Source organism: Mesorhizobium sp. M0045 (assembly GCF_040323385.1).
In the GTDB taxonomy this organism is placed as follows: Bacteria; Pseudomonadota; Alphaproteobacteria; order Rhizobiales; family Rhizobiaceae; genus Mesorhizobium.
Window position 1 is genome coordinate 49,126 of the sequence record NZ_JAMYUY010000008.1, and the last position, 12,415, is coordinate 61,540.

At 62.8% G+C, this 12,415-nt stretch carries 13 protein-coding genes; 6 read left to right on the forward strand and 7 right to left on the reverse strand.

Annotated features, from left to right (window positions below; all coding sequences use genetic code 11):
* Window positions 1-39: 39 nt before the first annotated feature.
* A complete protein-coding gene (locus NKJ72_RS14940) occupies window positions 40-489 on the reverse strand; it encodes a GatB/YqeY domain-containing protein (protein ID WP_352477804.1) in 450 nt (149 codons plus the stop codon).
* A gap of 327 nt (window positions 490-816) precedes the next feature.
* Here NKJ72_RS14940 and carA point away from each other — a divergent pair, with 327 nt between their 5' ends.
* The gene (carA, locus tag NKJ72_RS14945) at window positions 817-2,025 is read left to right on the forward strand and encodes a glutamine-hydrolyzing carbamoyl-phosphate synthase small subunit (protein ID WP_352478092.1); all 1,209 of its coding nucleotides are present in this window, start codon (window positions 817-819) and stop codon (window positions 2,023-2,025) included.
* Window positions 2,026-2,080: 55 nt separating this feature from the next.
* Here carA and NKJ72_RS14950 read toward each other — a convergent pair whose 3' ends face one another.
* From NKJ72_RS14950 to mntR, 3 genes are all read right to left on the reverse strand, one after another.
* Complete coding sequence (locus tag NKJ72_RS14950; protein ID WP_352477806.1) at window positions 2,081-3,349, reverse strand: TCR/Tet family MFS transporter; 1,269 nt, start codon at window positions 3,347-3,349, stop codon at window positions 2,081-2,083.
* Window positions 3,350-3,499: 150 nt separating this feature from the next.
* Entirely contained in the window at window positions 3,500-4,420 is a 921-nt protein-coding gene (ypfJ, locus tag NKJ72_RS14955) for a KPN_02809 family neutral zinc metallopeptidase (RefSeq protein ID WP_352478094.1), read from the reverse strand.
* A 211-nt stretch (window positions 4,421-4,631) separates the two neighbouring features.
* Entirely contained in the window at window positions 4,632-5,087 is a 456-nt protein-coding gene (gene mntR, locus NKJ72_RS14960) for a manganese-binding transcriptional regulator MntR (protein ID WP_254820344.1), read from the reverse strand.
* 235 nt (window positions 5,088-5,322) lie between these two features.
* Here mntR and NKJ72_RS14965 point away from each other — a divergent pair, with 235 nt between their 5' ends.
* Together NKJ72_RS14965 and NKJ72_RS14970 are read left to right on the forward strand one after the other, a co-directional pair.
* Window positions 5,323-6,690, forward strand: a complete 1,368-nt coding sequence (locus NKJ72_RS14965) for an Nramp family divalent metal transporter (protein WP_352477808.1) — start codon at window positions 5,323-5,325, stop codon at window positions 6,688-6,690.
* 150 nt (window positions 6,691-6,840) lie between these two features.
* A complete protein-coding gene (locus NKJ72_RS14970; protein ID WP_352477810.1) occupies window positions 6,841-7,494 on the forward strand; it encodes a dihydrofolate reductase family protein in 654 nt (217 codons plus the stop codon).
* Window positions 7,495-7,546: 52 nt separating this feature from the next.
* On the opposite strand, the gene NKJ72_RS14975 is transcribed toward NKJ72_RS14970, so the two are convergent.
* The gene (locus tag NKJ72_RS14975; RefSeq protein WP_352478095.1) at window positions 7,547-8,416 is read right to left on the reverse strand and encodes a LysR family transcriptional regulator; all 870 of its coding nucleotides are present in this window, start codon (window positions 8,414-8,416) and stop codon (window positions 7,547-7,549) included.
* A 92-nt stretch (window positions 8,417-8,508) separates the two neighbouring features.
* Between NKJ72_RS14975 and NKJ72_RS14980 the strand changes: the two genes are divergently transcribed.
* Window positions 8,509-9,108: a LysE family translocator gene (locus NKJ72_RS14980; protein ID WP_352477812.1), complete on the forward strand. Its 600-nt coding sequence runs from the start codon at window positions 8,509-8,511 to the stop codon at window positions 9,106-9,108.
* Between the two features lie 18 nt (window positions 9,109-9,126).
* On the opposite strand, the gene NKJ72_RS14985 is transcribed toward NKJ72_RS14980, so the two are convergent.
* A complete protein-coding gene (locus NKJ72_RS14985; protein WP_352477814.1) occupies window positions 9,127-9,918 on the reverse strand; it encodes an SDR family NAD(P)-dependent oxidoreductase in 792 nt (263 codons plus the stop codon).
* 193 nt (window positions 9,919-10,111) lie between these two features.
* Here NKJ72_RS14985 and NKJ72_RS14990 point away from each other — a divergent pair, with 193 nt between their 5' ends.
* The gene (locus tag NKJ72_RS14990) at window positions 10,112-10,570 is read left to right on the forward strand and encodes a MarR family winged helix-turn-helix transcriptional regulator (protein WP_352477816.1); all 459 of its coding nucleotides are present in this window, start codon (window positions 10,112-10,114) and stop codon (window positions 10,568-10,570) included.
* Window positions 10,571-10,607: 37 nt separating this feature from the next.
* Here NKJ72_RS14990 and NKJ72_RS14995 read toward each other — a convergent pair whose 3' ends face one another.
* Window positions 10,608-11,786, reverse strand: coding sequence for an MFS transporter (locus NKJ72_RS14995; RefSeq protein WP_254820339.1), 1,179 nt, complete (start codon window positions 11,784-11,786; stop codon window positions 10,608-10,610).
* 211 nt (window positions 11,787-11,997) lie between these two features.
* Here NKJ72_RS14995 and NKJ72_RS15000 point away from each other — a divergent pair, with 211 nt between their 5' ends.
* Complete coding sequence (locus NKJ72_RS15000; protein WP_254820338.1) at window positions 11,998-12,354, forward strand: ArsR/SmtB family transcription factor; 357 nt, start codon at window positions 11,998-12,000, stop codon at window positions 12,352-12,354.
* Window positions 12,355-12,415 lie beyond the last annotated feature (61 nt).

The following is a 12,415-nucleotide window of genomic DNA, read 5'->3' on the forward strand; positions in this document are numbered from 1 at the left end:
TGCCGGATTGCGGGCGCGACGGCAAGGGCCTTCGGCAGCTTACTGAAGCAGACTCTTGACGATGCCGCTCGCCTTGGAGAAATCCATCTGACCGGCGTATCTCTCCTTGAGCGCCGCCATCACCTTGCCCATGTCCTTGACGCCGCTGGCGCCGGTCTCGGCAATCGCGGAACGGACGGCGCTTTCCGTCTCAACCTGGCCCAGTTGCGTCGGCAGGAAGTCGCGGATGATGGCCATCTCGTCGCGCTCCTGCGCCGCAAGCTCCGGCCGCTTGCCGTCATCGAACGCCTTGGCCGATTCCTCGCGCTGCTTCACCATCTTGGCCAGGATCTGCAGGATCTCGTCGTCGCTGGCCGGCTCCTTGCCGGCGCCGCGATTGGCGATGTCGCGGTCGTGAATGGCCGCCTGGATCAGCCGCAATGTCGGCAGCCGGCGCTTGTCCTGCGCCTTCATCGCGCTCTTCAGGGATTCGGCGATTTTGCCTCGCATAGTGCTTTCTCCTTCGAATGCGGCGGACAATAGCCGTGCCGAAAGCCCAACGCAAATGCGACACTACCGGCAAATCCCTGATATTGTTCGACGAAATAAATCCGGGCTCGCACTTCCTGGCATCATTGACCGCCTTGGCGCCTTCCCCTATGTACTGGGCCTTGCATGAACTGAATTCTAGTGCACGTCGCCCAAAAGTGCGTAGCTGTTTTGGGGCAACGACATGCACAAGTGAAAACTTAGCGCGCCGAGGCTGTGAGATCGCCGCTTCGCGCTTTTTGTTGCGCCGACTGAGGGCGCACCTTTAGGAGTGCCGCCGTGGCAACGATGACCGCCGCATCGCCCCCCCCTTGGGCCACCGACAAGCCGACTGCTCTGCTGGTGCTGGCCGACGGCACCGTCATCGAGGGTCGCGGTCTGGGCGCCGCCGGCTCCGTCGTCGCCGAAGTCTGCTTCAACACTGCGCTGACCGGCTATCAGGAGATCCTCACCGACCCATCCTATGCCGGCCAGATCGTCACTTTCACCTTTCCGCATATCGGCAATATCGGCACAAACGACGAAGATATCGAGGACCTCAACCCGCTGGCCCGCGCCGGTGCCGTCGGCGCCGTGTTCAAGGCCGACGTCACCAACCCGTCGAATTATCGCGCCGGAACCGGTCTCGACCAGTGGCTGAAGAAGCGCGGCATCGTCGCACTTTCAGGCATCGACACGCGGGCGCTGACCGCGTTGATCCGCGAAAAGGGCATGCCAAATGCCGTCATCGCGCACGCGCCCGACGGTATCTTCGACGTCGATGATCTCAAGCGCCGCGCCGCCGCATGGTCGGGGCTTATCGGGCTTGATCTGGCCAAGGAAGTCACCTCCGGTCAATCCTCGGTCTGGCGCGAGACGCCCTGGGTCTGGAACGAGGGCTTTGGCGAACAGGCTGATCCGTCGATGCACGTCGTTGCCATCGACTACGGGGTCAAGCGCAACATATTGCGCCTGCTGGCCGGCCTCGGCGCCAAGGTCACCGTGGTGCCGGCAAAAACCGGCGCCGAGGAGATCCTGGCGATGCGGCCCGACGGCATTTTTCTATCCAACGGCCCTGGCGATCCGGAAGCAACCGGCGACTACGCCGTGCCGGTCATTCAGGATCTTTTGAAGACCGATATCCCACTCTTCGGCATCTGCCTCGGCCACCAGATGCTGGCGCTGGCGCTGGGCGGCAAGACTGCAAAAATGCATCAGGGCCACCACGGCGCAAATCATCCGGTCAAGGACCACACCACCGGCAAGGTCGAGATCGTCTCGATGAACCATGGCTTTGCCGTCGACGCCGACTCGTTGCCGAGCGGCGTCGAGGAAACCCATGTCTCGCTGTTCGACGGTTCGAATTGCGGCATTGCGCTCACCGGCAGACCGGTCTTCTCGGTCCAGCATCATCCCGAAGCCTCGCCCGGGCCGCAGGATTCGCACTATCTGTTTCGCCGCTTCGTCAACCTGATCCGCGAAAAGCGCGGCGAGCCGGCACTGGCCGAGCGTGTTTAGCGCATTGCGTAAAAACGGATTTGACTGACGGCGCCGGCCGGGCTCCCGGCGCCGATCAAGCCCCGTCCGTCACCGCTTCCTGCGCGTGCATGCGTTTGACTTCCTTCGGCGTCGGCTTGGCCACCCTGGTGACGAAGACGACGAGCGCCAGCGTGAGGAAAATCGCGCCGAGCAGATACGGGGCACCGCCGAAAGCTACGGGCGCGTTCGGCCCCGTGAACCAGGAAAAGATCGCCGTATAAAGCAGCGGTGTGATGATCGAGGTGATCGAGAAGATCGAGGTCATTGCGCCCTGGAGTTCGCCCTGGGCGGAAGGTGGCACCTTGGCGGCCGCAAGGCTTCTGAGCGGCGGGTCGGCCAACGCCTCGAGACACCCGACGACGATCACTGCATAGATCATCCAGCCTTGTGACGCGAAGGCGTAGCCGAAGGCGCTGAGTGCGGTAAATGCCAGACCGATTACCGCCGTCTTCCACTCGCCAAGCTTGGGGATCACGCGCGGCAGGACAGTCGCCATGACGATCGCCCCGCACAGGCCGAAAGCGCCGAGCGAGAAGCCGATCTGTTGTTCGCTCCAGCCATAGCGATAACTGGAGACGAACGACCAGACCGCAGGATACATCATGTGCCCCAGCGTCATCAGAAAGAAGACAAGTCCGATCCAGCCGATACCTTCGTAGTTGCGCATCTGGACGAGCGTGCCGACCGGGTTGGCGCGTTTCCACTCGAAGCGGCGACGGTGCTTGTTATCAAGTGTTTCCGGCAACAGAAACAGCGCGATCAGAAAGTTTGCGAAGGCAAGCCCGGCAGCGAAATAGAACGGCACACGCGGCCCGAACGTGCCGAGCAACCCGCCCAGAACCGGCCCGATGACGAAGCCGACACCGAAAGCAATGCCGAGCAGCCCAAAATTCTTCGCACGATTTTCGTCGGTCGAGATATCGGCGATGAATGCCGATGTCGTGGAATAACTGGCGCCGGAAATGCCGGCCAGCACGCGGCCGATGAACAGCATCGGATAGGACCAGGCGATTGCGCAGATCAGATTGTCGATAGCGAACGTCAGCACCGAGGCGAGCAGGATAGGCCGCCGCCCGAACCGGTCGCTCAACCCACCCATCACCGGTGCGAAAACGAACTGCATCGCCGCATAGACGAAGAACAGCCAGCCGCCCTCGATAGCCGCCTCGCTGATGCCGACGCCGGTCAATTCCCTGAGATAGGCCGGCAGCACCGGCATAATGATGCCGAAGCCGATGACGTCGAGCAGCAGGGTGGTGAAAACAAGCGCAAGGCCCCGCCTGGCGGTTTTTCGGTCTATCATGATGGTATCTCCTCGGGCCGCCCGAGCGAACGGGAACACACCTTATAGGCGAGCACATCGCTGGGAACAATGAGGGAACGGGCAGAGTGCTTTCATCCTGACATCCCCTGACTGCGGTCCAGTCTCTCGGATTACGAGAAAACCGTCGGCTCAGATCGGGTTGTTGAACGTGTCGCAGTCCGAAAGCTTGCCGTTCTGGAAACCTCGCGCCAGCCAGGTCTGCCGCTGCTGCGACGTGCCGTGGTTGAAGCTTTCCGGCACGACGTAGCCCTGCATCTTCTTCTGCAGCGTGTCGTCGCCGATCTGTTTGGCGGCGTTCAGTGCCTCCGCCATGTCGCCCTGTTCCAAGATGCCCTTCTGACCGGTGAAATGCGCCCAGATGCCGGCAAAGCAGTCGGCCTGCAGCTCGACCTGCACCGACATGTGGTTGGCGTCGGCTTCGCTCATATTCTGCCGCATCTGGTTGAATTTGGGCAGGATGCCGACGAGGTTCTGCACGTGGTGGCCGACCTCATGCGCGATCACATAGGCCTGTGCGAAATCGCCGGAGGCACCGAACTGCTGATCGAGCTGCTGGAAGAAGGTGGTGTCGAGATAGACCTTGCGATCATTGGGACAGTAGAATGGTCCGGCCGCCGATGAGGCAGAACCGCAAGCAGAGCCGATCCGGCCGCTGAACAGGACCAGCTTTGGATCCTGATAGGTCAGGCCCTCGGACTGGAAAATACCGGTCCAGGTATCCTCGGTCTCGGCCAGCACGGTCGACACGAACTGCTTCATTTCGTCGGACGCGGGCGCACCGGTGCCGCCGCCCTGGCCGCCGCTATTGTCGGTGATCTGGCCGCCGCCACCGGGCTGCAAGCCGCTGTCATCGAGGATCTGGCTCGGGTCGAAGCCGAAATACCACCCTGCCAGGAAAATCAACCCTACGATAATGATGCCCGACATGCCGCCGCCGCCGGCGCGACCGCCGATCGGGATGCGAAACTGCCCCGGCCCACCGCCAAACCCGCCGCTCTGGCCGCGCTCGTCCTCGACATTGTCACTCTGACGACGGCCCTTCCAGAGCATGGCAACCCCCATGACGCAATTTCTTCCGGCCGATCGGGCCGTGTCCCGGTTCGATCGGACACGACCACAATTATCTCAACGGTTACGCCAAGTCACAGTATTTTTCGTGCGAACAAGCAATGCTTGCTGACGCTTGTTTGCTCTGGCCGAAACATCGCAGGGTCTGTGGCGTTCGCCCTGCTCGTGGGAAGCGAGTCGCGCCACGTGCTTTTCAGCGGGCGGCGATTATTGCCTTGCGAAAGGCTTCGAGCGTCTCGGCGCTGACATGATGCTCGATGCCTTCGGCGTCGATGCGCGCCGTCTCGGCACTGACGCCGAGCGAGCGCAGGAAGGCCTCGACCGTCTGGTGGCGAATGCGGCTCTCTTCCGCAACCTTGCGGCCGGCCTCGGTCAGGAACACGCCGCGATAAGGCTTCCGGGAGACCAGCCCGTCGGCGCACAGCCGCGTCAGCATTTTCGCCACCGTCGGCTGAGCGACGCCGAGCCGTGCCGCGATATCGACCTGGCGCGCCTCGTTGCCATCCTCGATCAGGTCGGCGATGAGCTCGACATAATCCTCGACCAGCGCGCTGCGGCGCGCTTCACGCGTCTGCCTGAAGCCTTCCGAGTGGATTTCTGCATCAGGCAGCGGCTTTTCGCGAGGAACCGGTCTTTTCTTCAGCGCCAATACGCGCTCCTCCCGGCAGTTTGAATCGACATTGCAGTCATAACACGGAACCCTATTTGTTCTGGCCGTTTATTTCCATTCGGTGGCCGGCGCAACCGGCGGTCACTGCGGTCCGGCCGCACGGCCAAGCGGCTACACGAAAAAGCTCCGACAATGAAATATAGCATATTGCATAATGTTCAGCCGTGGCATAGATAAGGAGAGAACATCGATCGTTCCAGTGGAAAGCCATTTCATGTCGGAAGCCGAAGCCACCTCAGCCCCCCGGTCCATGTGGCGATTTGCCCGCCCGGAGGACGACGAGCAGCTCAGCCTGCGCGAAGTCAACGCAACGATCGCGGTGCCGCACTCGGGGATCTGGCTTCGCCGGCTGTTCGCCTTCATGGGGCCGGGCTACATGGTTTCGGTCGGCTATATGGATCCGGGCAATTGGGCGACCGACCTCGCCGGCGGAGCCCAATTCGGCTACACGCTGCTTTTCATCATCATGTTGTCGAACCTGATGGCGATCCTGCTGCAGGCGCTCGCCGCCCGGCTCGGCATCGCCACCGGCCGCGACCTTGCGCAGGCGTGCCGCGCCTATTATCCGCGACCGGTCAATTTCATGCTGTGGGTCGCTTGCGAACTGGCCATCATCGCCTGCGACCTGGCCGAGGTCATTGGCACGGCAATCGCCTTGCAACTGCTGTTCGGGATTCCGCTGATCGGCGGCGCCATTATCACCGCGCTCGATGCCTTCCTGCTGCTGCTGCTGATGAACAAGGGCTTCCGTTTCCTCGAGGCCTTCATCATAGCACTTTTGATTGTCATCTTCGGCTGCTTCGCCATTCAGATCTTTGCCGCCGCGCCGCCGGTCGGCTCCATCCTGCACGCCATGTTCGTACCGTCGTCCGAGATCGTCACCAATCCGGCGATGCTTTACATTGCCATCGGCATCATCGGCGCCACGGTGATGCCGCACAATCTCTATCTGCACTCCTCGATCGTGCAGACCCGCGCCTACGAGCGCACCGATCGCGGCAAGCGCGACGCCATCAAATGGGCGACGACCGACTCGACCATCGCGCTGATACTGGCGCTGTTCGTCAATGCTTCCATCCTGATCGTGTCGGCGGTGGCGTTCCACGGCACCGGTCATCACGACGTTGCCGAGATCGGCCAGGCCTTCGAGCTTCTGTCGCCGCTGCTTGGCCTCGGCATCGCTTCCATCCTGTTTGCGGTGGCGCTGCTTGCCTCCGGCCTGAACTCGACGGTCACCGCGACGCTGGCCGGCCAGATCGTGATGGAAGGCTTCTTGCGGCTGCGCATCCCGCAATGGGCGCGCCGCCTGCTGACGCGCGGCATCGCCATCATCCCGGTGGTGGTCGTCACCGCGCTCTATGGCGAGAAGGGCACCGGCCAGTTGCTGGTCTTCAGCCAGGTGATCCTGTCGATGCAGCTTCCCTTCGCGGTCGTCCCGCTGGTGCAGTTCGTCTCGGACAAGCGCAAAATGGGCAATTTCGCCATTTCCCGCGCCGTCGCCGTGCTGGCCTGGGTGGTTGCCGCCCTCATCCTGGTGCTCAACTTCAAGCTGCTCTACGATACGGTCGTCGGTTTAGGCTGAGCGTCTGCTCCAAACTGACCCAACAACGTCGGCAATCATCCGTCCTTCCAGCCCTGGAAATTTGCCGGCCGCTGTCGGACAAATGTCTGTCTGCCCGTCCTTGGCTCGAAGTCCGGCCATCACGGCACGGATCAGGGAAAGGGAGCTCCAATGAGGAAGATCATCGCCGCAACATTCGTCAGCCTCGACGGCGTCATGCAGGCGCCCGGCGGCCCGCAAGAGGACCCTGTCGGCGGCTTCAAATTCGGCGGCTGGACGTTCCACTACTGGGACGATGTGATGGGCGCCGCCATGGGCGAGACGTTTTCAAAACCGTTCGCGCTGCTTCTCGGCCGCAAGACCTACGACATCTTCGCCGCCCATTGGCCCTACCAGAAGAATGACCCGATCGCCGACAGCTTCAACGCCGTCACCAAATATGTGGCGACGCACAGGCCAGATACGCTGTCCTGGCAAAACAGCCAGCCGCTCGGCAGCGATGTCGTGGCGACGTTGCGCCGGATGAAGCAGGAGGACGGCCCCGACCTGCTCATTCAGGGATCGAGCGAGCTGATCCAGACCTTGCTCGCCAATGACCTGATCGACGAGATCAGCCTGCTGATTTTCCCGCTGGTGCTGGGCAAGGGCAAAAAACTGTTCGGCAGCGGCGCGATGCCTGCCGCCTTCAAGCTAACCCGTTCGCAGGCATCGACCACCGGCGTCCTCATGGCGAGCTATGAGCGCTCCGGCGAGATCAAGACCGGGTCCTTTGCCCCGGAACAGCCTTCCGAAGCCGAGATCGAGCGGCGCAAGAACTGGAAGTAGATGCCGCAGGGCGATCAAGGACGGCTGAACACTGGCCGTCCTTTTTGCTGTTTTAAGCCGCCTCTCGTCGCCGTGCCAATCCATCGCGGAGGTGGCCCGCGAATGCCAGTACGGCAGGCGCAACGCTGTGCTTCGGCAAATGCAGATTGATTGCAAAATTCGGCAATGACGGCAAATCCGGATCGTTGGCCAAAATATCGAGGTCCGCAGGTACGGTCGACGCCAACCAGGTGGTGACGGCCAAGTCCGAACGCACTGTCGCCGTCGTCGCGTCGATGCTGCCGTTTTCGAATACGGTGCGCCATGCCAGCCCGTGCTCGTTAAGCGCCTCCAGTACAACCGGACGGAACGCGCAGGTCTCGGCGACCATCGAAACCGGCAAGGGGCGTTTGCTGCGGGCGCCGCCGCCTTTGGCGCCGACCCAGACCAGCCGGTCGACAACAAGGCATTCGCCGGCCGACCGACCGACCGGCTCCTCGATCACCGCGAGCTCTATCGTGCCGGCCGCCAAGGCCGCAGCCAGCTCCGGCGACGAGGCGCAGACAAGCGAGATCTCGACCTGCGGATACGCCTCGGCATAGGCCTTGAGCACCGGTGCAAGCAAGGTGCCGACAAGGTCGTACGGCACGCCAAGCCGCACCTGACCGGCAACTGCATCGCCCGCCATCTCCGCCAGGATCTCGTCATTGAGCGAAAGCAGGCGCTTGCCCTTGCCGAACAGCCGCTCGCCGGAGCGGGTCAGCCGCAATCCGCTCCGATCGCGCTCGAACAGCCTGCAGCCGAGAACCTCTTCCAAACGCTTGACCTGCTGGCTGACGGCACCTTGCGTCAAATGCAGCGCGTTGGCGGCCGCCGTCATGCTGGCCCTGTCGGCAACGGTGACAAAGGTTCGGATCAGGGCGGTGTCGAGGTTGCGGAGCATCAAGCCATTATATTTGCTAATGCATGTCATAGCAAACATTGCATTTACTGATGAGCCAAACAGCCTACCGTGCGGGCTTCAAAGGAAGCAGCATGTTTGAAACCGTCCTTCCCCTCGTCCTGTTCGCGCTGGTCTCTACCTCAACGCCCGGTATGGCCACGACGCTGTCGACGGCGTCCGGCGCGCGGTTCGGGTTTCGCCGCTCTATCCCGCTGATGGCCGGAAGTGCGGCCGGCCTGGCCACAGTGGCTGCGGCAGGTGCTGCCGGGCTCGCTGGTCTGCTGGCCGCCGCTCCTTCGCTGCAACTGGCGATGAAAATGGCCGGTACCCTCTATCTGGTATGGCTTGCCCTCAAGATCGGCCGCAGCGGTCCGCCCAATCTGGACGTGGCCATGGCAAAGCCGAACAGCTTTTTGGGCGGCGCCGGCCTGCAATGGATGAACCCAAAGGGCTGGGCCATGGGGCTGGGAGCGGCGGCATCTTTTGCCGCGCTTGCCAAAGGGCCGCTGCAGCTCGCCTTGCTGCTCGGCGCCGTCTTCGGCCTTGCAGCGGCTCTATCCCTGGCGGCATGGTGCGTGGCGGGCACGCTGCTCGCCCGGTTGCTGCGAACCGAGCGGCAGTGGCGCATGCTCAACGCCGTGCTTGGCCTGCTGCTGGCCGCCTCGATCATTCCGATGTGGCGGACAGCGTAAGGTTAGTCTTTAGCTATGTCAGGCAGTGTAACGCGCCGCCGGCTTGCCGGCCAGAAGACTGCCGAAGAAGCCTTGCCGAACGCCAAGAAAGGCATCCACCCCGGCAACATCGGCAAGAGCCGGTGCCGTGAACGCTTCACCCTTTGCCAGGCCAACCAGCGCTGCATCGACCAGATCGTCGGCCGTCATCACGATCTCTTGCGGCACATTGGCAATATCGCTTCCCGCAACTTCCCAGAATTCTGTCCGCGTGGCCCCCGGCAAGACCACCTGCACGGCGACCTTCGTGCCGGCGACTTCCCGCTGCAAGGCCTCGGTGAAGTTGACGACGTAGGCTTTGGTGCCGCTGTAGATGCCGCCGAACGAGGTATCGAAGGCAAGGACCGAGGCGATGTTGACGATGGCGCCGCGGTTGCGCGACAGCAGCCCCGGCAGCACCGCGCGCGTCAGCCGAGTCAGCGCCACGACATTGACCTTGATCATGCGCTCGGCGACATCGGCTTCAGCCGTTGCCACCACCTGCGCGCCGCCAAGGCCGGCATTGTTGACCAGCAGCGTCACGCTGTCGTCGGTTGATATCGCCTGCTCGACCCGTCGCAGATCGCCGTCGTCGGACAAGTCGGCGCCGATGACGCTGACCTTTATGCCATACGCGAAGCGGAGCCTCTCCGCCAATTCCTCCAACCGATCGGCGCGCCGCGCCACCAGCACCAGATCGTAACCTTGGCCGGCGAGCCGGTCGGCATAGATCGCACCGATGCCGGACGAGGCGCCGGTGACGACCGCTGTACCCTTATCCTGATTGCTCATTGTCTTGTTCCTTCTGGTTCGATTCCAAATGCCGGTGCCGCAGGGCAACATCCCTGCTTCGACTGGCACACGAATTATTGGCATATGCCACTATTGGAACGTAGGCATATGCCACCATCTTGTCAATCCGGGGAGCAAGGACTATTTCTGGTTTGCATCGAGGGCCTTCCGGTCCCTCATTGGAAATCCGCCAATGTCCCAAACCACCCTGCCCGGCCTGGCGCTTTGCAACAACGCCATGCTGCGCCGCGCGACGCGGAAACTGGGCCAGTTCTATGACGATGTGCTGGCCCCATCGGGTCTGAAGGCCACGCAGCAGGGCCTGCTCTACCAGATCCACATCGGCGACGAACCGACGATGGGTGCCATTGCCGCGGCTCTCGTCATGGACCTGTCGGCCCTCGGTCATACGCTGAAGCCGCTGATCAGGGATGGTTACATCGAGACCTTCGCCGACCCTGCCGACCGCCGCATCAGGCGCGTCAGGCTGACATCGCAGGGCCGGATCAAGCTCGAAGAAGCTCTGAAGCTGTGGCAAGTCGCTCAGCAGCGCTTCGAGGAGATGTTTGGAAAAGAACAGGCGGCAAGCCTGCGAGCGGCGCTGGACGAAATCGCCGCGCTTGATTTCGACGTACCGCCGGCCGCGAGTTGAATTATCGGCGGCCGGCAGCCAAGCTCCGCTAACAGCCCTATTCGGCCGGCATCGCCACCGGTCGCGCCGCCAGGTGGCCCGCCAGCACTACGCCCAGACCGATGATCGGGAATGCCGCCGCGACCACGCCGAGGTCGGCCGGTGCGCCATAGCGCAGCACCGCGGCGCCGACCACGGCACCCAGTGCGACGCCGAGATAAAGTGCCGAAGCGTTCAGCGACAGCACGATGGGCGCGGCATCGGGCGCCAGCTTGATGATGCGGCTCGCCTGCGCCGGCGGGAATGCCCAGCCGACGATGCCCCACGGCACCATCATGGCCATCAATGCCGGCCCGGCGATCTCGCGCGGCAGGAACATGGGGATCAGCGAAAACGTGACCAGCATGGCGGCACTCAGCGCCAGCGACCAGCAGACGGTGCGCGTCGCGCCGAAACGATCGGCGGCTTGACCGCCGCCGATATTGCCGATGACCGCGCCAACTCCGAAAGCAAGCAGCATTCCGGGAAGCGCGATCGGGTTCAGTCCGCCGCCTTCGATGGCGAGCGGCGCGACAAAGGCAAAGACGGTGAAGGCGCCGATCAGCGCCAGGATGGTCGTTACCAGGATAGGCATGACGCCGGGGCGAAGTGCCGCGGCCAACCGCATCCGGAGCGGCAGCCTAGTGCCGACGATGCCGCGCGGCAGCCGATACCACAGAATCGCGCCGGCGAGCGCGCCAAGGCCGGCAATGGCAAAGAAGGTGCCGCGCCAGCCGGCAACCGTCGCAACGAGCGCGCCGAGCGGTGCGCCGACCGCGACCGCAACCGTAGTGCCGCCGACGACCACGGCGATGGCGCGGGCGCGGTGATGATCGTCGACAAGCGCAACGGCCGTTCCCTGTGCGGTCGCCGCAAACAGGCCTGACGACAGCGCCATGACGATGCGCGCGATCAACAGCAATTCGAAGGAGGAGCTCAGCGCCGCGGCGACGTTGCCCAACACGAAGAACACCAGCGTCCACAGGATGACGCGGCGACGGTCCCATTCGCCGGTCAGCGTTGCCAGGATCGGCGTGCCGATCGCATAGGCGAGCGCAAACGCGGTGATCAGCGTGCCGGCGAGCGGGACGGAGATGGCGGCATCCTTTGCAATATCGGGCAAAAGGCTGGAGATAACGAAACCTTCGGTCGAAATCGTGAACGATCCGAGCGCAAGCCAGATGAGGCGCTTATCCATAGCAATTTCCTTAGTTCAAGCAATTTCCTTAGTTCAAAGGTTATTGAACAATTGGACATAATAGGGCATGATGTCAATAAAGCCGGTGCAAAATAGCCGAACCATCCTGACAGCCCGGTGTCAGGACGGGGCGGCGGGACGAAACTATGTGTCCATTGGCCACGAGAGGAGATGCGTTGAAATCGGCTCCAAATGTGCTTAATTCCTGGGCATGACCTTGCCCCATCCCACCGCCGACCAGATCAGCCTGGCGAACGTGCTTGCCGTGCTCGGCGACCCGACGCGACTGGCCATAGTGCGCTATCTCGCCAGCAAAGAGGGCGTGCCGCTGAATTGCAGCCGGTTCCTCGACTTCGCCTCGAAGACCAATCTGAGTTACCATTTGGCCAAGCTTCGTGAGGCCGGCGTCACCCGCACCGAGGCGGTTGGCACCAGCCGGCTGATCACGCTGCGCCGTGACGATCTCGACCGCCGCTTCCCGGGCCTGCTCGACAGCGTTATTGCCGCGGCCGGCGACGACGCATCGTTGCCGGCGGTCGGCGGCCACGAGATCGAAGTCCGCGCCTGACCGGCGCGAAGCTGGGTTCCGCTCTCGCCCGCTTCGCGAGACGAGCAAAGTAGCTTCACCT